The organism is Mitsuaria sp. 7, from assembly GCF_001653795.1.
GTDB lineage: Bacteria > Pseudomonadota > Gammaproteobacteria > Burkholderiales > Burkholderiaceae_C > Roseateles.
Genome location: NZ_CP011514.1, coordinates 4,426,200 through 4,446,040, shown reverse-complemented (window position 1 = coordinate 4,446,040; position 19,841 = coordinate 4,426,200). Strand labels below are relative to the sequence as shown.

Here is a 19,841-nt window from a genome sequence, read left to right as displayed (position 1 = left end):
TCTAGGAATGTGCGTGAACTGGCAAGCCTTGAGCGAGCGCCGGCTACTGCTTGAGATGAACCGTCGACGTCTCTGAGCAGATGAATACGCTCTTTGCACCACGGGTTAATGCCACGTAAAGGTGCTCCTTCGTCATCTTCTCTGGGTTCAGGATGATTGCAACATCAGCCTCAAGTCCTTTAAGCAAAAGAGTGCTCCCAACAGCATGACGCGGCAATCGGCGCCCTTCGTGGCGCTGGCGCTCGCGCACTGAGACGGCGGCGTCATAGAAGTCACCTTGCCCTTTCGTCATCAAGCGCATGGCGTCGAGGCAGGGATAAAAGATGGCGGGTCGATAGATCCGTGCTCCGTCCTTTGCTGCGAGCGCTTCGAGAACACGCTTTGCGTTCTCGAACGATGGCGAAGACAGATAGTGGAGCGAAGCAGCCTCGACTGGAGTCGCTGGGGTGCGTGCAGTCATTTTTTGCAGACTCGCGAGCCGCAATTTCAAGCCCGCTTGGTCTACCTTCGTGATGAGTTCGCTCGCGAACAGGAGAAGCTGCTCCAGCGACCCTGTTTCGCTCGGGACAAAGTTACCGGCGAAGGTCATCAGATCCTTTAGATCCACCGCTTCCACCGTTGACGCACCGGGTGTGATGCAGGCCATGTTCCTTTGGACTTCCTTCTCTTTGCCATCGGCGATGATGAGAACGCTGCCACCTCCCTCCGCGCGAACTGAACAGACCTGCCGCCGCGCCTCGATATCTTTGGGGCCTTTGACGGGAACCCATACGACTTCAGGAGGCGCTTGACTAAGGTCTAGCGGCTCTCCGGCATAGAGTGTTTTGCGAATGCCGATGAGCCATTCTCCGAAGGGCTGGGTCCCAGCGTTGATCCATCTCCAAGGCTTGCGCAGAACTCCTATTCGTGGGAACGCTGATTCGACGTGGTCTTTCCATCCCACCAACGTGTTCCCCGGCCAACCGAATACAGCTTGCAAGGGATCTCCAAGCACAACAGTGGGAAGTGCCCGCGCAATTTCGACTACGATTTCGTGCTGCCTGAGCGTGCAGTCCTGATACTCGTCAACGATTAGACGGGAGTACGTGCACGTGAGAGGATCGTCAAGGATCCCTGACTTCAACACAGCGAGTGCGCAGTCCTTCTGTTTGCCGTAGTCGGGGGTCGTTCGGCGGCGTCCTTGCTGGGGAGTGAAACCACTGGTACTCGGGAACATCGTGGCGATGCGCAAGCTCCAGTTGTCGATGGTCGCCACTCTGAACGAAGATCTGGGCACGCCCTTCGCACGCAATCGCAGCTCCAGCGCATGGACGCCAGCATTGGTATGAGTCAAAACGAGTGCGGGCTTCCCATCCGTCGCACCTCTGAGGCTAGTGGAGATCAGTTCTGTCTTGCCGCAGCCCGCCGGGGCGATGACCGACCCACGGCGCGCGACGAGGATATCAACGTCATCCTCCATGGTGGCTCCAGTCGAAGATTCCTTTCACTACCCTTGTAAGATCATCGTCTCCGTCGTCCATTGAAGGACCAACCAATCTCTCTCCGATGACTTCCATGCGCTCAATGGACTTGAACCATCCGGACTTCTTCGGCGTCTGACCGCTTTTTTCCTTCCGAGTTTTCGCAGCTTTGCCGAGCACGCTACGCAATTCGTCCGAGAACCCAGTAAAGGCTCCTGCAGCCTTCATGTTCTCAAGTGTGTAGCCGTCCCCGTCGACGCTACGAATCTTGCTGTCGACGGTTGCCTGACCTGCAAAGTCCTCGGCCAACTCGAGAAGCTCCAAGACTCGCTCGTCGCTGAGATTGTTGAATAGCGCATCTTCGAGTGCATTGAATTGTTGCCAAGTGAATAGCTTTCCTCCCAGCTTCTCAAGGTCGGCCGTCAGATCGGGAGAGATGGGGATGTCATGATCAATGAATAGGGCAACGTCATACCCCAAACGCGCAAACAGCTCTGCCTTCTTAAAGCAGTCTTTCGGAGACCCACCTCCGGCGTCGCAGTAGGCAACTCCCGCCGCTAGCAGCGAAGGCTTTCCCTGCTGGAGTCGGTATTCGTCTACCCCTCGAAGAAGGCCCAACTCGCTTGAACCTTCGCACACAATCACTTTGTTTGCCAAGAATGAGCTGGGGCTCTTACGCAGGGTGCTTTGAACGTCTTCGCTCCGGCCAGCCTTCAGCACGGGATGGTCGAAGAACCCTCGGCGGACAACATATATTTGATCGCCATGAAGTTGTTGCAATGCAATGGTCGAATGGGTCGTCATGAATACTTGAGTAGATGGCCCCACATCTCTTGACCCAAGGGCATTCAGAAGCCGAGTGACGCGATGCGGCTCAAGGCCATGTTCGACCTCATCAACCAGTAGCACCGCAGTCCGGGCTTCTGCCTCGGCACCCTGCAGACCGGCCAGAAGCAAACGGCGAGAGCCAGTTCCTAGGCATCGCAATGGAACTCCGTGCTGGTCGTGGAATGCGATCGCAGCATCCTTAAAGTTGAGCGACTGCAGGTCCAGCATCGCCTTTGGCTCCCCCGTGGGAACACCCAACTGCTGGGCCGTACGCTTAACGACGCCTACGGCTGACGAGAGCTGCTCCTCAACGTTTCCGAAAACGCGACGGGCCTCGCGCGCCGAGTCACGGAGCTGTGCGCCAAACCCAATCTTTTCCTCGGTAAAGCGCTGGAGAATTGAGTAGCGCGACCAGCTGAGATTTAGATCATCTGCAGCTGACGCGAGGCGCGTTGTGAGTATGCGTGTGCGCTCTCTGCTCGACAGAAACTTCGTGAAGCCTTGGAGAGAGGCGCGTTCGGAGTAAAGGGTCCAAGTCGGTTCAAGGTCGCGCTCTATGGTCACGCGCAGCGTCAGAACTGTCTCCCACCCGAGGGCCGGCTCATCGTTGATGGTGCCGCTTGCGAGACTGAACCCTCGTAGGAAGCTCCCGTAGTCCTCCAGATTTCTCAACTCTTCGTCGAGGTCTCCAATGGTGAGCGAGATGACGATAGGCGAGTCGCAGTCCAAGAAATGAAAATCCGAGTCACCAACCGATGTGCGGCGCGTGCTCAAGCAAAGCTCGATGGCATCAAGGATGCTGGATTTTCCGCTGTCGCCGGGGCCGATGAGGCAGTTGATCCCTTCCCCAGGACACCAGTCGAGTTTTTTGATGGCTCGATAGTTCTCGATCTCAATACGTCGGATTTTTATCATCGTCCCTCCCGGACATCTAGCTCGTCTTATTCAAAGCCGAAGCATGCACACCCTCAATGAGATTTGCTAGCCAGGAAACGAGTGGGGTGTGGGTTGGTGCCGCTGAACGCCTCGTGGACGAGGCTCAATTGAGAGCCATGCGTTGCACAGAAGGAATCACATCTGCCGGGGCAGTTGGGCGCTGGCCGAGAGAGTTAGGCCGATCGACAGACCGTCATCGAAGCCAAGGTTCTTGGCTGGCAGTCGCGTACAAAGGGAGGTGGCACGCGCTGATCGCCTCATGACGCCGGTGAGCAGAAATTGGAGATGTCAACGCTCGCAGACATTCCGCCCGAAATCGGGGCGCCAGAAGTCGAAGGGGCTACGCTCGTAAATATTCCGAATTTCACAACCTTCGCAAACGCCCACGCTTTCCTTCGCAACCCACCACAACTTCATCGTTGCCCCCCAGCCCATCCGCTGCGAACATTGTGAACTTGCCAATTTCACAACCTGCAATGGACTGGCCTACTGCGCTGTCGAGCGCTTCTTCGACGGAGATGCTTCGCAGCGAGCTGGTGCTGCCGCGTCACGCGAACCACTACGGCACCCTGTTCGGCCCTGAGGCCTTGTCCTGGCTCGGCCAGAACGCCCACATGGTCGCCACGCGCTTCTGCTTCCAGGACATCGTCATGGTGGCCGTGAAGGACGTGCAGTTCCTCGCCCCGGTCCCGCTAGGCTCCGTCCTCCACATCCATTCCCGCGTCTCCCGCGTCGGTGGCACCTCGATGACCGTCGAGGTCCACGCCCGCATCGACAATGCGGCCCCTTCCGACGTCCTCCGCGCCACCTTCGAGATGGTCGCCGTCGCCGCCGGCAAGCCTTGCCGCATCACCCCTCGCACGCCGTCCGAGCCGCAGCCGCTAACCTCGTCTGCATCGGACCTCTGAGCCATCCGCCTTTCCGAATCCCTTCCCAGATTCCATCTCCAGGAGACATCCCCATGAGCGACACCACGACCGCGAACGCGGCAGCCGCCCCCGCCTTCAAGCCCAAGAAGTCCGTCGCCCTGTCCGGCGTCGCCGCCGGCACCACCGCCCTGTGCACCGTCGGCCGCACCGGCAACGACCTGCACTACCGCGGCTACGACATCCTCGAACTCGCCGAACGCTGCGAGTTCGAAGAGATCGCCCACCTGCTCGTCCACGGCAAGCTCCCCAATGTCGCCGAGCTGCGCGCCTACAAGGACAAGCTCAAGGCCCTGCGCGGCCTGCCCGCCGCCGTCATGGACGCGCTCGAAACCCTGCCCGCCGCCGCCCACCCCATGGACGTGATGCGCACCGGCGTCTCCGCCCTCGGTTGCTCGCTCCCCGAGAAGGACGACCACAACCTCCCAGGCGCCCGCGACATCGCCGACAAGCTGATGGCCTCCTTCGGCTCCATGCTGCTGTACTGGTACCACTACAGCCACAACGGCCGCTCCATCGAGGTCGAAACCGACGACGACTCCATCGGCGCCCACTTCCTGCACCTGCTCCACGGCAAGCCGCCCAGCAAGGCCTGGGAACGCGCGATGCACACCTCGCTGATCCTCTACGCGGAGCACGAGTTCAACGCCTCCACCTTCACCGCCCGCGTCATCGCCGGCACCGGCTCCGACATGCACTCGGCCATCGCCGGCGCCATCGGCGCCCTGCGCGGCCCCAAGCACGGCGGCGCCAACGAGGTCGCCTTCGAGATCCAGAAGCGCTACGACACCCCCGACGAAGCCGAGGCCGACATCCGCCGCCGCGTCGAGGCCAAGGAAGTCGTCATCGGCTTCGGCCACCCCGTCTACACCGTCTCCGACCCCCGCAACGAGGTCATCAAGAAGGTCGCCCACCACCTGTCCCAGGACGCCGGCTCGACCAAGATGTACGACATCGCCGAACGCCTCGAAAAGACCATGTGGGACGCCAAGAAGATGTTCCCCAACCTGGACTGGTTCAGCGCCGTCAGCTATCACATGATGGGCGTGCCCACCGCCATGTTCACCCCGCTGTTCGTCATCGCTCGCACCAGCGGCTGGTCCGCCCACGTGGTCGAGCAGCGCCAGGACAACAAGATCATCCGACCCAGCGCCGTCTACACCGGCCCGGAAGACCAGGTCTTCGTCCCGCTGGCACAGCGCCCCTGAGAAGCCGGTCGACACCGTCGACCGCGATGACCGCATGAGAGAAGTTTCAGAGATGCCAGCCACGACGCCCGCACCCACCATCGCCTCCGCAATCCCGCTCAACGAGACCTGGCGCAAGCCGCTGGCCGGCACCGCGCTCGACTGGTTCGACGCGCGCGCCGCCGTGGAGGCGCTGCGCCCCGGCGCGTGGGAACGGATGTCCTACACCGCCCGCGTCCACGCCGAGAACCTGGTGCGCCGCTGCGACCCCGCCACCCTCGACGAGAGCCTGCTGCAGCTCGCCGACGGCAAGGCCGATCGCGACTTCCCCTGGTACCCGGCGCGCGTGGTCTGCCACGACATCCTGGGCCAGACCGCGCTCGTGGACCTGGCCGGCCTGCGCGACGCGATCGCCGATCAGGGCGGCGATCCCGCCAAGGTGAACCCGGTCGTGCCGGTGCAGCTGATCGTCGACCACTCGCTGGCCGTCGAGTGCGGCGGCTATGACCCGCAGGCGTTCGAGAAGAACCGCGCGATCGAGGACCGCCGCAACGAGGACCGCTTCCACTTCATCGAGTGGTGCCGCACGGCGTTCCGCAACGTCGACGTGATCCCACCGGGGAACGGCATCATGCATCAGATCAATCTGGAGCGGATGTCGCCCGTCGTGCACGTGGATCGCGGCGTCGCCTATCCCGATACCTGCGTCGGCACCGACAGCCACACGCCCCACGTCGACGCGCTCGGCGTGATCGCCGTCGGCGTCGGCGGTCTGGAAGCGGAGAACGTGATGCTCGGCCGCGCTTCGTGGATGCGACTGCCCGACATCGTCGGCGTCCAGCTCTCCGGCCGCCGCCAGCCCGGCATCACCGCCACCGACCTGGTGCTCGCGCTCACCGAGTTCCTGCGCAAGGAAAAGGTCGTCGGCGCCTACCTGGAGTTCTACGGCGAAGGCGTCTCGGGACTCACGCTCGGCGACCGCGCCACGATCTCCAACATGGCGCCCGAATACGGCGCCACCGCCGCGCTGTTCGCCATCGACGAGCAGACGCTCACCTACCTGCGCCTGACCGGGCGTGAGGAAGCGCAGGTCCAGCTCGTCGAGACCTATGCGAAGGCCGCAGGACTCTGGTCCGGTGAAGGCAACACGCTGTCCGGCGTCGTCTATCCGCGCGTGCTGAAGTTCGATCTGGCCAGCGTCGTGCGCAACATGGCCGGACCGTCGAACCCGCATCGCCGCCTGCCGACCTCCGCGCTGACCGAGCGCGGCATCGCCGGTCCATGGACCGAAGAACCCGGCCGCATGCCCGACGGCGCCGTGATCATCGCGGCCATCACCAGCTGCACGAACACGAGCAACCCGCGCAACGTCATCGCCGCCGCGCTGCTCGCGCGCAATGCGCGTCGTCTCGGCCTGCAGCGCAAGCCGTGGGTCAAGACCTCGCTCGCGCCCGGCTCGCGCGCGGTCACGCTGTACCTCGAGGAAGCCGGCCTGCTCGGCGATCTGGAGGCGCTGGGCTTCGGCGTCGTCGCCTATGCCTGCACCTCGTGCAACGGCATGTCCGGCGCGCTGGATCCCGCCATCGATCGCGAGATCGTCGAGCGCGACCTCTACGCCACCGCCGTGCTCTCGGGCAACCGCAACTTCGACGGCCGCATCCACCCGCGCGCCAAGCAGGCCTTCCTGGCCTCGCCGCCGCTGGTGGTCGCGTACGCGATCGCGGGCACCATCCGCTTCGACATCGAACGCGACGTGCTCGGCGTCGTCGAGGGCCGCGAGATCCGCCTGAAGGACCTCTGGCCCGAGGACGACGAGATCGACGCGCTGGTGCGCGCGAGCGTGAAGCCCGAGCAGTTCCGCAAGGTCTACGAGCCGATGTTCGCGATCACCGCGGCCTCGACCACCCAGACCGAGCCGCTGTATGACTGGCGCGCGCAGTCGACCTACATCCGCCGTCCGCCCTACTGGGAAGGCGCGCTGGCCGGCGAACGCACGCTGCGCGGCATGCGCGCGCTGGCCGTGCTGCCAGACAACATCACCACCGACCACCTGTCGCCGTCCAACGCGATCATGCTGGACTCGGCCGCCGGCGAGTACCTCGCCAAGATGGGCCTGCCGGAGGAGGACTTCAACTCCTACGCCACCCACCGCGGCGACCACCTGACCGCGCAGCGCGCCACCTTCGCCAACCCGACGCTGAAGAACGAGATGGTCCGCGACCCAGACGGCAACGTCATCGCAGGCTCGCTCGCGCGGATCGAGCCCGAGGGTCAGGTCGTGCGCATGTGGGAAGCCATCGAGACCTACATGGAGCGCCGCCAGCCGCTGATCATCGTCGCCGGCGCGGACTACGGGCAGGGCTCGTCGCGCGACTGGGCGGCGAAGGGCGTGCGACTCGCCGGCGTCGAGGCGATCGTCGCCGAAGGCTTCGAGCGCATCCACCGCACCAACCTGATCGGCATGGGCGTGCTGCCGCTGGAGTTCCTCGCCGGAACGACGCGGCTGACGCTCGGCCTGGACGGCTCGGAAACCTACGACGTGTCGGGCGCGCTGTCGCCGCGCGCGACGCTGACGGTCATCGTCCATCGCCGCAACGGCGAGCGCATCGAAGTGCCGGTGCGCTGCCGCCTCGACACCGCCGAGGAGGTCGAGGTCTACCAGGCCGGCGGCGTGCTGCAGCGTTTCGCGCAGGACTTCCTGGCGGCGGCCGAGGCAGCCTGAGTGGCCTGAGGCCAGGCCCGAACAACGACGGAAGCAGTCATGAGTTTTCTCCCTCAAGTGAAGATCCCCGCGACCTACCTGCGGGGCGGTACCAGCAAGGGCGTGTTCTTCCGCCTGGACGATCTGCCCGAGGCCGCGCGCGTGCCCGGCGCCGCGCGCGACCGGCTGCTGATGCGCGTCATCGGCAGCCCCGATCCCTACGGCAAGCAGATCGACGGCATGGGCGGCGCGACCTCGAGCACCAGCAAGACGGTGATCATTTCGCACAGCACGCGGCCCGGCCACGACGTCGACTACCTGTTCGGCCAGGTGGCGATCGACACCGCGCTGGTCGACTGGTCCGGCAACTGCGGCAACCTGTCGGCGGCGGTCGGACCGTTCGCGATCCAGGCGGGCTTCATCGACGCCTCGACGCTGCCGCGCGACGGCATCGCCACCGTACGCATCTGGCAGGCCAACATCGGCAAGACCATCGTCGCCAAGGTGCCGATGCGCGACGGCCAGGTGCAGGAGAGCGGCGACTTCGAGCTCGACGGCGTGACCTTCGCGGCGGCGGAGGTCGAGCTGGCCTTCCTCGATCCGGGCAATGACGACGCCGATGGCGACGACGCCGGCGGCGCGCTGTTCCCGACAGGGAACGTCGTGGACGTGCTGACGATGCCGGAGGACCTCGTCCCCGGCGGCCAGCTGCGCGCGACGCTGATCAACGCGGGCATCCCGGCGGTCTTCGTCGATGCGAAGGACCTGGGCTACTCGGGCACCGAGCTGCAGGACGCGATCAACGGCGATCCCGCCGCGCTGAAGCGGCTGGAGGCCATTCGCGCGCACGCCGCGCTGCACATGGGCCTGATCAAGACGCTGGACGAAGCGAAGACCCGGCAGCACACGCCGAAGCTGGCGTTCGTCGCGCCGCCGTCGAGCTATCGCTCGTCGGCCGGCAAGACCGTCGAGGCCGGCGACATCGACGTGCTGGTGCGCGCGATGTCCATGGGCAAGCTGCACCACGCGATGATGGGCACGGCGGCGGTGGCCATCGGCACCGCGGCCGCGATCCCCGGCACGCTGGTGTGCGAGGCCGCGGGCGGCAAGGCGCTGCCGGCGGTGCGCTTCGGCCATCCGTCGGGCACGCTGCGCGTCGGCGCGGAGGCCGTTCAGGAGAACGGCCAGTGGCGCGTGACGCAGGCGGTGATGAGCCGCAGCGCCCGCATCCTGATGGAAGGCACCGTGCGCGTGCCCGCCGAGGCGCTGTGATCGGCGCCCGTTGATCCCGCCATCGACCTCCGTATCGAATTCGACTTCAGACATCAAAGAGAACTGACATGACATCGACCCGCAAGACGCTGCGCGCGCTGGTGAACGAACGCCGTGGCGTGCTGGTGCCGGGCGCCTTCAACGCGCTGTCGGCCAAGGTGATCGAGGACCTCGGCTTCGAGGCGATCTACGTGACCGGCGCCGGCGTGACCAACATGTGGTTCGGTCTGCCGGACCAGGGCTTCATGGGCCTGTCCGAGATCGCCGACCACACCGCGCGCATCCGCGACGCGGTGAACCTGCCGCTGATCGTCGACGCCGACACCGGCTTCGGCAACGCGCTGAACGTGCGACACACCGTGCGCGTGCTGGAACGCGCCGGCGCGGACTGCATCCAGCTCGAAGACCAGGTGGCGCCCAAGCGCTGCGGGCACTTCACCGGCAAGGAAGTGATCTCGACCGAGGAAGCCGTGAGCAAGATCAAGGCGGCGGTGGATGCGCGACGTGATCCGGACTTCCTGATCATGGCCCGCACGGATGCCTGCGCGACGCAGGGCTTCGAGGCCGCGATCGAGCGCGCGCAGCGCTTCGCCGAAGCCGGCGCGGACATCCTGTTCGTCGAGGCGGTCACGAAGGCGGAAGAGATCCGCGCGCTGCCGCAGCGCCTGTCGACGCCGCAGCTGATGAACATGGTGATCGGCGGCAAGACGCCGATCACCGACGCGGGTGAGCTGCAGCAGATGGGCTACGGCGTCGTGCTGTATGCCAACGCCGCGCTGCAAGGCGCGGTGGCGGGGATGCAGAAGGCATTGGGCGTGCTCAAGACCCAGCGCCGCATCGACGAGGATCCCAACCTGGTGATCCCGTTCGCCGAACGCCAACGTCTGGTGAACAAGCCGGAGTGGGACGCGCTGGAGAAGAAGTACACCTGATCCCTGCAACGGCCGCTGGCCCTCACCCCCGCCCTCTCCCGCAAGCGGGAGAGGGAGTCCCGCCGCGCCCTTCGTCCCTTTCTTCCGCTTGCGGGAGAGGGAGCAAGAGGAGCCAGCGCTGAGAGTTGAACCGGCCGGACTCCCTCTCCCGCTTGCGGGAGAGGGCAGGGGTGAGGGCCAGCGGCGGTGGCAGTGCAGAGGCCCTGCATGGGCTCGCCGGCCGTCATGTATCCCCAGGGGGGTATTGCGAGCCGAGGAGGCGTGGCGAACCATCGCGGCATGTCGCGACCTCGCTTCAAGCTCGAAATCCAGCATTGGCCGTACCGCCAGAAGATCGCCATCTCACGCGGTGTGCTCAGCACCCAGACGGTGCTGCACGCGACCGCCACATGGGAAGACCACCGCGCGCAAGGCGAGGGCGAGCAGCACGAATCCGATGAGACCCTGAGCATGGCCGCAGCCGAGCGGGGTCAGGCCTTGCTCTCGCAGTTCGAGGAAACGCCCGACCGCGAGACGCTTCGTCGCCAGCTCCCAGCGGACGGTCTTCGCAACGCGCTGGACGCGATGCTGTGGGACCTCGAATGCAAGCGCTCAGGCCTGCGCGCGTGGGAACTCGCCGGTCTGCCGGAGATCGACGCGACCACGCGCTTCCCGACGCTGCTGACCGTGACGCTCGACTCCCCCGACGAGATGGCGCAACAGGCGCGGCGATGGGGGAACGCCCCGGTGCTCAAGGTGAAGCTCGGCGACCGCACGCCCGGCGGCCTCGACCGCGACATCGAGCGCCTGCACGCCGTGGCCGCGGCATCGCCCGGCAGCCGCCTGACTGTGGACCCCAACGAAGGCTGGTCACCCGAAGGGCTGCAGCGCTTCGCCGCCGCCGTCTGGTCGCTGCCGCTGGCCTTGATCGAACAGCCGCTCCCCGCCGGTCACGAAGACCTCCTCCCCGGTCTCGGCCTTCGCATCCCCATCGCCGCCGACGAGAGCTGCACCACGCTCGACAGCCTTTCCCGGCTCGTCGGACGCGTCCAGTACGTCAACCTCAAGCTCGACAAATGCGGCGGCCTCACCGAGGGCCTGCTCATGTGCCGCGAGGCGCGTCGACTCGGCTTCCAACTGATGGTCGGCTGCAACTGCGGCACCTCGCTGGCCATGGCGCCGGCCTTCCTCATCGCCGCCTTCTGCGACTTCGTGGACCTCGACGGCCCGCTGCACATGAGGAACGACCGATCGCCGCCCATCTCCTACGCCGAGGGCCATCTCCACGCACCCGACGTCGCCCTCTGGGGCTGACGCGCATCGACGACTCCCTCGGCCCTCTGCCCTCCGTCCTCCCGATCGCCCGCCCTCCCGATCGCCCGCCACCCTGGAGCCACCCTTGATCCCGACCTCCGAATCGCCGCTCGCGTTGCCGACGCATCACCTGCCCAACGCCGAGGACTTCCTGATGTGGCCGCCGTGCCTGCAGTCCTACGGCTTCCGCAACGTGGACAAGCTGTTTGCCACGCGCGACATCGCCCGAGGCCCGACGCCCCGCGCGCTGACCCGCGGCCCGGCCTACGAGGCCCCCTTCGTCAGCGGCGGCAAGACCCTGTCCATCGCCGACCTCATGAACCGCAACAACGTGGTCGGCCTGATCGCCACGGTCGACGATGCCGTGGTCCTGGAGCGCTACGGCCTCGGCCTGCAGCCGCACGAGCGCTGGAGCACGATGTCCACCGTCAAGAGCCTGACCGCGCTGCTGGTCGGCGCGGCCATCGCGGACGGCGCCATCCACTCCCTCGACGACGCCGTGACCGATCACCTGCCCGCGATGCGCGGCACCGGCTACGAAGGCGTCACGGTGCGGCACCTGCTGACGATGTCCTCCGGCGTGCGCTGGATCGAGGACTACACCGACCGCGACTCCGACGTGAACCGCTACAGCCGCTCCCTCGCGGCTAAGGCGCCCGGCGGCGTGCTGCAGCTGATGGCCTCGCTGCAGCGCGCACATCCACCGGGCAGCTTCTGGAACTACAACACCGGCGACACTTATCTGCTCGGCGCCGTGATCTGCGCGGCCACCGGCCAGCGCCTGGCCGACTACATGTCCGAGAAGATCTGGAAGCCCGCGGGCATGGAGTTCGACGCCTTCTACACGCTGGAGTCCGACGGCGGCCAGGAGATCAGCGGCAGCCGCGCGGGCATGACGCTGCGCGACATGGCGCGCCTCGCGCTCCTCGTGGTCAACGACGGCCGCGTGCAGGGAACACCCCTCCTCGGCGCGCAGTGGGTCGACGCGGTCAGCGCGCGCGCCTTCGAACTCGCGGGCCGCGAGAACACCGCCGGCGTCGAGATCCTCGGCGTCTCCGGCTACGGCCTGAGCTGGTGGCTGGACGACGACGGCGGCATGTGGGCGCTGGGCCATTCCGGCCAGCGGATCTACGTCAACCGCCGCGAGCGCATCACCGTGGTGCAGCTCGCCGTGTACCCCGAGCCCGCGTACTACAGCCCCGCCGAGCCGGACCGCGACGTCCTCCTGCTGGACTTCATCCGGACCCTGCGGCTATGCCACGACCGTGTGAACCCTTAGGCCTGTTCCTGCTGCGCGGCGGCGCGCGACAATCCGCATCGACGACAGGATCCTCGATGCCGATTCCCCCTTCGCCCCCTGCGCCTCACCGATGGCCGGGCGACTCGACGGTGAGCCTGGACACCGCCGCGGCGCTGGCGCTGGGGCAGGTGATCCAGACCACCGGCCAGCCCGGTTTCTTCCACAGCCTGCTGGCCTTCCTCGACCGCGTGTGCGCGATGCACTCCGGCGGCGCGATGATCTTCTCGCGCCACCAGCGGCCGCAGCTGCTGATGTACCGCCGCCGTCCCAGCGCGCAGGGCGTCATGGCGCCGGACTACTTCTCCGGACCCTACATCCTCGACCCCAACTACCAGCGCTTCCTCGCCGGTTGCGGCAGCGGCGTGTACTGGCTGCGCGACGTGGCGCCGGACGACTTCTACACCAGCGAGTTCTATCGCCTGTTCTATTCGCAGCTGGGACTGGCGGACTACGTCGACATCCTCTGGCGCATCGACGCGGACACCGCCCTGTCCGTCTTCCTGGAGCGCGACACGACGGGCGACGGCTTCGCGCCCGCCGACATCGCGGCGGTGAACGCCGTGCTGCCCATCCTCTTCGCCGCCATCGAGAAGCACCACGGCCAGATGGGGCTGCTGGCCTCGCGCACCGACAACGACGAGAGCCTCACCCACCAGAAGGTGCAGAGCTCGATCGACAACTTCGGCGCCTCGCTGCTCACCAAGCGCGAGCGCGAGGTGCTGTTCTACATGCTCAGCGGCTACTCCTCCGCGCTGACGGCCGCGCGCATGCAGTCCACGGAAGGCACCGTGAAGATCCATCGCAAGAGCATCCACCGCAAGCTGGAGATCGGCTCGCAGGCGGAGCTTTTCGCGCTCTTCATCCGCTGCATCCCGTTCGCCGTGCCGGGCGTGTCGACCGATCCGCTGCAGAGCTACCAGTCGGTGAAGGCGACGAGCGTCGTCGCCAGCGAGCCGGCGCCAGAGCCAGCAACGGGACCGAGCCCGGGACCGCTGTCGCGCGCTTAGCCGACTTCTTTAGGCAAGCTCTTTAGCCGACGTCCTCAGCCGACTTCCTTCGCCCAGACGGCTTGCGCGTTGGTGAATTCGCGCAGGCCGAAGTGCGACAGCTCGCGGCCGTAACCGCTCTTCTTGACGCCCCCGACCGGGATGCGCGCGTTGCTGGCGGAAAACCCGTTGATGAACACCCCGCCGGTCTCCAGGCGACGCGCCAGGCGCTGCGCCTGGGCGACGTTGCCGGTCCACAGGTTGCCGCCCAGGCCGTAGTCGCTGGTGTTGGCCAGGGTGATCGCGTGCTCCACGTTGTCGGCGACGGTGATGGCGGCGACCGGTCCGAAGGTCTCCTCGTCGAAGGCGGCCATGCCCGGCTGCACATCGGTCAGCACCGTCGGCGCATAGAAGCTGCCGGGCCCGTCGATCTTGTAGCCGCCCGTGGCAAGGACTGCCCCCGCGGCGATCGTGCGTTCGACCTGCCGGTGCAGCTCATCGCGCAGATCGGCGCGGGCCATCGGCCCGATGAGGTTCGAGGGATCGCGCGGATCGCCCACCTTGATCTCTTTCACCGCGGCGACGAACTTGCGGGTGAACTCGTCCGCGATCGGCCGCTCGAGGATGAAGCGCTTGGCGGCCAGGCAGACCTGCCCCGCATTCTGGAATCGGGCCGTGATGGCGGTCTGGACCGCCAGGTCGATGTTGGCGTCCGCCAGGACGATGAAGGCATCGGCGCCGCCCAGTTCCAGCAGGCTCTTCTTGAGCGCCTTGCCGGCGGTGGCCGCGACGGCCGAGCCCGCGCGCATGCTGCCGGTCAGCGTGACCGCGGCGATGCGGGGATCTTCGATGAGAGCGGCCACGGTGTCGTTGTCGACCACCAGGTTGGCGAACAGGCCCTTGGGGAAGCCGGCCGCCTCGTAGGCGTCCTGCAGCGCGTAGGCCGAGCCCATCACGTTGGGCGCGTGCTTCAGCAGGAAGCCGTTGCCCGACAGCATGACGGGACCCGAGGCGCGGATCACCTGCCACAGCGGGAAGTTCCAGGGCATCACGGCCAGCACGGTGCCGATCGGCAGGTAGGAGACGTGGACCTGATCGTCGTTGCCGACGGACACCGGCTCGTCCGCCAGGATGGCCGGGCCGTTGTCGGCCAGCCAGTCGATCGTGAGGGCGCATTTCTCCACTTCCGCGCGGGACGCGTCCAGCGTCTTGCCCATTTCAGCGGTGATCAGTTCAGCGAGCGGCTCCAGGCGCTGACGCAGGGTTTCCGCCAGCCGCCGATAGGAGGCCACGCGTTCACGCATCGGCGTGGCGCGCCACAGGCGGAAGGCCGCCGCGTTGCTGTCGAGCAGGCTCTCGACCTCGCTCGGCGTCTGGAACGCGTAGGTGGCGATCAGTTCGCCGGTGGCGGGGTTGCGCGAGGTGGCAACGGGAGTGTTCGGCTGGGACATGGGGACCTTTCACGACCTGGGTGGGCAGCACGGCGTGCGCTGCGATGACGGTCAGTGTCGGCAGGTCCGGGGGCGCGAAGAAGGCGTCTTGTGATCCTATGACTGCGGGTCATAGGCAGGGGGGCGGGGGATGTAGGTGACGAGCGACAGATCCGGCCGGCCCTCCGGCGTCAGCGCGACGTAGGTGAAGTCCAGGGTCTGGCCGGTCAGCGGATGCACCACCCGCTTGCGTCCTTCCTCGAAGCCTTGCACGGCGGTGTCCTGCCACCAGTCCCGGAACTCCGGGCTCTGCTGCGACAGCTCCTCGACCAGGCTGTCGAAGGGCGCCTTGTCGGGCGCCTGTGCGCGGGCCGCGCGGAAGGTGGAGATCATGCCGCGCGCCATCTGCTCCCAGTCCAGGATCTGGGTGCGATAGGGCCGGTAGAGGAACAGCAGGCGCAGCGTGTTGCGCTCGTGCGGCAGCAGGGAGCCGTAGTCGACCAGCAGGTCGGCCACGGCATCGTTCCAGGCCAGGATGTCGAGCCGCGTGTTGCGCACGTAGGCGGGGATCGGGTTGATGGCGCGCACCAGCTGGTCCAGCCCCGCGCTGATCGCGCCGCCGGTGGCCACCGTGGGCGGCTCCAGGGCTGACAGCGCGAACAGATGGGCGGACTCCACCCGGTCCAGCTTGAAGACCTTGGAGATGCGCTTCAACGCGTCGGCAGAGGGCTGGATGTCGCGTCCCTGTTCCAGCCACGTGTACCAGCTGACGCTGACGCCGACGAGCACGGCGACTTCCTCGCGACGCAGACCCGGCGTGCGCCGCGGCCCTTCGGGCAGGCCGAAGTCCTTGGGCTGCAGCAAGGCGCGCCGGCTGGTGAGGAAGGCGCCGAACTCGCGTCGCTGATCGGCGGTGGGTCTGGAGGACATGACGCAGGTCTTTCGTTGCAGGGCAGGGCGGTGCGGCCCAGGGCCCGATCTTCGTTCCACATCTTCGTTCCAGATTTTCGTTCCGAATGAGGGCCGCGCCGCCGCGCCGCAGCGCCGCATCAGGGCGATCCCTTGTATCCCCCGAGGGGTATGGTCGAAAAAATCATTCCCTTCTAACTTTCGTGTCACACCGATGAGGTAGCTGGCACGTGTCGATGGATCGCGCCGGACCTCCGTCCCCTCAGAAAGCGCGATGCCCATGCCACTCAAGATCGATCCCCGCCGAAGCCACGAAGAAGGACGGTCGTCGTGAGCGCGCCGTCTTCCATCGATTGGCAGCAACGGGCGCGGCAGTTGACCGTCGATGTCCGACCGATCATCGATGGCGAGCGCGTCGACGTGCGCATCGATGGGCGCGGTGACATGCACGGCGGCGAGCGCGGCGAGGTCGGCGAAGGGCGTTTCGACAGCGTGAATCCGCACGATGGTCGCGTGGTGGCCTCGCTGGCATCGTGCGGCGAAGCCGACGTGGATGCCGCGGTGCTCAGCGCCCGCCGCACCTTCGAGCAGGGCACCTGGTCGCGGATCTCGGCCCACGAGCGGAGCCGGACCCTGCTGCGTTTCGCGGACGAGATCGAGCGCCACCAGGAAGAGCTGGCGCTGCTCGATTCGCTGGAGATGGGCATGCCCATCTCGTCGGCGCTGCCCGACGTCGCGCTGGCCGCGCGGATCGTGCGCAGCACGGCCGAGCGGCTGGACAAGCTCAGCGAGCAGGTGCTGCCGAGCGCCGCCCACACGCTGGCGCTGAACCTGCGCGTGCCGCACGGCGTCGTGGCGGCGATCACGCCGTGGAACTTCCCGCTGTACGTCGCGCTGGGCAAGATCGTGCCGGCGCTGGGCATGGGCAACTCGGTGGTGCTCAAGCCCTCGGAGATCGCGTCCCTGTCGTGCCTGCGCCTGGGCGATCTGGCGATGGCCGCCGGTCTGCCCGCCGGCGCCTTGAACGTGCTGCCCGGACTGGGACGCGAGACCGGCCGCCTGCTCGCGCTGCACAACGACGTCGACTGCCTGAGCTTCACCGGCTCGACGACGACCGGGCGTGTGCTGATGCAGTACGCCGGGCAGTCCAACCTCAAGGCCCTGCTGCTGGAGTGCGGCGGCAAGTCGCCGCAGCTGGTCTTCGACGATCTGGGCGATCTCGACGCGGTCGCCGAATCGCTGGTCCAGGGCTTCGTTTGGAACTGCGGCCAGGTGTGCGTGGCCGGGACGCGGATCCTCGTGACGCGCGCGCTGTATGCGCCGCTGCTGCAACGCCTGTCTGCGCTGGTCGAATCCCAGCGCGGCGGCGATCCGCTGCAGCCCTCGACGGTCCTCGGACCCTTGGCCAACCGGGTGCAGCTGGAGCGCGTCGGCGCGATGGTCGATGCGGCGCGACGCGACGGCGCCACGATCGTCGCCGGTGGCGCGCGAGACACCGCCGCAGGGGGCTGCCACTATCGCCCGACCCTGATCGCCGACCTGCCGCATGCGCACGTGTTCATGCAGGAAGAGATCTTCGGACCTGTCGCCGGCATCCTTCCTTTCGACGGCGTCGAACAGGCGCTGCAGCTCGCGAACGACAGCCGCTACGGCTTGTCCGCGACGCTGTGGACGCGCGACGTCGCCCTCGCGCACGGACTCGTCCGCCGCGTGCGCGGAGGACCGGTCACGGTCAACGCCGTCGCCTCGCCCGGGCCCGGCCATGTGAGCGGATCGTCGGTCGAGCCGGCGGGCGCCTCCGGCTTCGGCGCGGAAGGCGGCACCGCCGGGCTGATGGCCTACACGCGGGCCAAGAGCGTCCACTACCGGCTCGGGTGAGGCGATGACTTCGACACCCACATCGGCATCGGCATCGGCATCGGCAGCCTCGCGCTCGACGCCAGCCACCTCCACCCGACGAGGATTGCCGCAGCCTCGCTTCGACGTCTTCCCTCGCCACGATGAGCTGACGCAGTGGCTGCGCGCGTACGCCGAGGCGGCGCCGGATCTCGTGAGCCTCGAGTCCATCGGCAAGAGCCACGAAGGCCGCGACATCTGGGTCGTCACCGTCACCAACACGCTCACCGGCGACGCGCGGGACAAGCCCGCGTTCTGGGCCGACGGCAACATCCATTCGATCGAGTTGACCTCTTGCACGGCGGTCCTGTTCTACCTGCACCACCTCGTGAGCGGCCACGGCGCCGATCCGAAGGTGACACATCTGCTCGACACTCGCGCGATCTATCTCTGTCCTCGCCTGAGTCCCGATGGCGCCGAGCTGGCCTTGGCCGACAGACCGCGCCACGTGCGCTCCAGCACCCGCGGCTACCCGCGAGCGGAGGCGACGCAGGACGGCCTCACGATCGAGGACATCGACGGCGACGGCCGCGTGCTGTCCATGCGCATCCCCGACCCGAACGGCTCGTGGAAGCAGCATGCGGACGAGCCGCGCCTGATGGTGCCGCGCGAGTCGGGCGAATTCGGCGGCGAGTATTTCCGCATCCTCCCCGAGGGCTCCGTGGCCGGCTTCGACGGCGTCTCGCTCAAGATCAAGCCGTCGGCGCAGGCGCTCGACCTGAACCGCAACTTCCCGTCCTTCTGGCGGCAGGAGCACGCGCAGAAAGGCGCCGGCGACTATCCGACCAGCGAGCCGGAGGTGAAGGCGATGGTGGACTTCGTCCTCGCGCATCCCAACATCGGCGCCGCCATCAGTTATCACACCTTCAGCGGCGTGATCCTGCGGCCCATGGGCATGATGAGCGACCAGGACATGATCCCCGAGGACCTGTGGTGCTTCCAGCACTTCAGCGCGCACGGCACTGAGCACACGGGCTACCCGACGCTGAGCGTGTGGCACGACTTCAAGTACCACCCGAAGGAAGTCGTGGGCGGCACGCAGGACTGGTTGTACGAGCAGCTCGGCGCCCTGTACTGGACGGTCGAGCTGTGGAGTCCGAATCGCCAGGCCGGCATCACCGGCTACCCGTGGATCGACTGGTTCCGCGAGCATCCGGTCGAGGACGATCTGAAGCTGCTGCGCTGGAGCGATGAACACTGCGGCGGGCGGGCGTATGTCGACTGGCAGCCGTTCCAGCATCCGCAGCTGGGCGCGGTCGAGATCGGCGGCTGGGACCAGATCAACTACTGGCGCAATCCGCCGCCCGAGTTGCGCGAGGCCGAGGTCGAACGCTTTCCCGCGTGGATGGATCGCATCGCGCTGAGTCTGCCGCGGCTGGAGCTGCTGCGCGCGGAAGCGCAGGCGCTGGCGCTGGCGCACGACGTCTGGAAGATCCGCCTCGCGGTGGTCAACACCGGGTGGCTCCCCACGTCGGTGACCCAGCTGGCGCTCGACCACAAGATCGTCCGCGGCGTGATGTTCGAGATCCATCTGCCCGATATCGATACCGGGGCCGATGCCGACATCGCGCTCCTCGTCGGCAAGCCGCGCATAGAAGGTCCGCAGCTCCGAGGGCACGCGCCGAGGAAGTCGCTGCTGGCGCTGTCGCCCGATCCCGAGCCCATGGCGGATCGCGCCGTCGTCGAGTGGACGATACGCGCGCCGCATGGCACGACCATTGCGATGACCGCCGAGGCGGAACGCGCCGGCAGGATCCGCACCTCGGTGACCTTGTCCTGACACGT

The 19,841-nt window shown here is 66.7% G+C and carries 14 protein-coding genes; 10 read left to right on the top strand and 4 right to left on the bottom strand.

The genetic code is table 11. The annotated features are described in order from the left end of the window. Positions 1–43: 43 nt before the first annotated feature. Together ABE85_RS19445 and ABE85_RS19440 are read right to left on the bottom strand one after the other, a co-directional pair. Positions 44–1,459 carry a UvrD-helicase domain-containing protein gene (locus ABE85_RS19445; RefSeq protein ID WP_067278411.1) on the bottom strand — a complete coding sequence of 472 codons (1,416 nt, stop codon included), beginning with the start codon at positions 1,457–1,459 and terminating at the stop codon, positions 44–46. Then, complete coding sequence (locus ABE85_RS19440; protein WP_067278408.1) at positions 1,449–3,203, bottom strand: ATP-dependent endonuclease; 1,755 nt, start codon at positions 3,201–3,203, stop codon at positions 1,449–1,451. Before ABE85_RS19440 ends, ABE85_RS19445 begins: the two co-directional genes overlap by 11 nt. 497 nt (positions 3,204–3,700) lie before the next feature. On the opposite strand from ABE85_RS19440, the gene ABE85_RS19435 reads away from it, so the two are divergent. From ABE85_RS19435 to ABE85_RS19400, 8 genes are all read left to right on the top strand, one after another. Beyond that, complete coding sequence (locus ABE85_RS19435) at positions 3,701–4,132, top strand: acyl-CoA thioesterase (RefSeq protein WP_067278404.1); 432 nt, start codon at positions 3,701–3,703, stop codon at positions 4,130–4,132. 53 nt (positions 4,133–4,185) lie between these two features. Continuing rightward, complete coding sequence (gene prpC / locus ABE85_RS19430; protein ID WP_067278400.1) at positions 4,186–5,358, top strand: 2-methylcitrate synthase; 1,173 nt, start codon at positions 4,186–4,188, stop codon at positions 5,356–5,358. Between the two features lie 52 nt (positions 5,359–5,410). Further along, a complete protein-coding gene (acnD, locus tag ABE85_RS19425) occupies positions 5,411–8,059 on the top strand; it encodes a Fe/S-dependent 2-methylisocitrate dehydratase AcnD (protein WP_067278397.1) in 2,649 nt (882 codons plus the stop codon). 39 nt (positions 8,060–8,098) lie between these two features. Then, entirely contained in the window at positions 8,099–9,310 is a 1,212-nt protein-coding gene (gene prpF / locus ABE85_RS19420) for a 2-methylaconitate cis-trans isomerase PrpF (RefSeq protein ID WP_067278393.1), read from the top strand. Positions 9,311–9,378: 68 nt separating this feature from the next. Next, complete coding sequence (locus ABE85_RS19415) at positions 9,379–10,242, top strand: oxaloacetate decarboxylase (protein ID WP_067278390.1); 864 nt, start codon at positions 9,379–9,381, stop codon at positions 10,240–10,242. Between the two features lie 279 nt (positions 10,243–10,521). Continuing rightward, positions 10,522–11,535 (top strand): dipeptide epimerase, encoded by a 1,014-nt coding sequence (locus tag ABE85_RS19410; protein ID WP_067283158.1) that lies wholly within the window; start codon positions 10,522–10,524, stop codon positions 11,533–11,535. A gap of 85 nt (positions 11,536–11,620) precedes the next feature. Continuing rightward, positions 11,621–12,814, top strand: a complete 1,194-nt coding sequence (locus ABE85_RS19405) for a serine hydrolase (protein WP_231993136.1) — start codon at positions 11,621–11,623, stop codon at positions 12,812–12,814. A 56-nt stretch (positions 12,815–12,870) separates the two neighbouring features. Then, positions 12,871–13,842 carry a helix-turn-helix transcriptional regulator gene (locus ABE85_RS19400; RefSeq protein ID WP_157522652.1) on the top strand — a complete coding sequence of 324 codons (972 nt, stop codon included), beginning with the start codon at positions 12,871–12,873 and terminating at the stop codon, positions 13,840–13,842. Between the two features lie 35 nt (positions 13,843–13,877). On the opposite strand, the gene ABE85_RS19395 is transcribed toward ABE85_RS19400, so the two are convergent. Together ABE85_RS19395 and ABE85_RS19390 are read right to left on the bottom strand one after the other, a co-directional pair. Further along, positions 13,878–15,272, bottom strand: a complete 1,395-nt coding sequence (locus tag ABE85_RS19395) for an NAD-dependent succinate-semialdehyde dehydrogenase (RefSeq protein ID WP_067278380.1) — start codon at positions 15,270–15,272, stop codon at positions 13,878–13,880. Positions 15,273–15,368: 96 nt separating this feature from the next. After that, on the bottom strand, positions 15,369–16,181 hold the full coding sequence (locus ABE85_RS19390; protein ID WP_067278377.1) for a helix-turn-helix transcriptional regulator: 813 nt from the start codon (positions 16,179–16,181) through the stop codon (positions 15,369–15,371). Between the two features lie 309 nt (positions 16,182–16,490). On the opposite strand from ABE85_RS19390, the gene ABE85_RS19385 reads away from it, so the two are divergent. Together ABE85_RS19385 and ABE85_RS19380 are read left to right on the top strand one after the other, a co-directional pair. Further along, positions 16,491–18,038: an aldehyde dehydrogenase family protein gene (locus tag ABE85_RS19385; protein ID WP_067278373.1), complete on the top strand. Its 1,548-nt coding sequence runs from the start codon at positions 16,491–16,493 to the stop codon at positions 18,036–18,038. An 85-nt stretch (positions 18,039–18,123) separates the two neighbouring features. After that, positions 18,124–19,836 (top strand): M14 family metallopeptidase, encoded by a 1,713-nt coding sequence (locus ABE85_RS19380; protein WP_067278370.1) that lies wholly within the window; start codon positions 18,124–18,126, stop codon positions 19,834–19,836. The last annotated feature ends 5 nt before the right edge of the window (positions 19,837–19,841 follow it).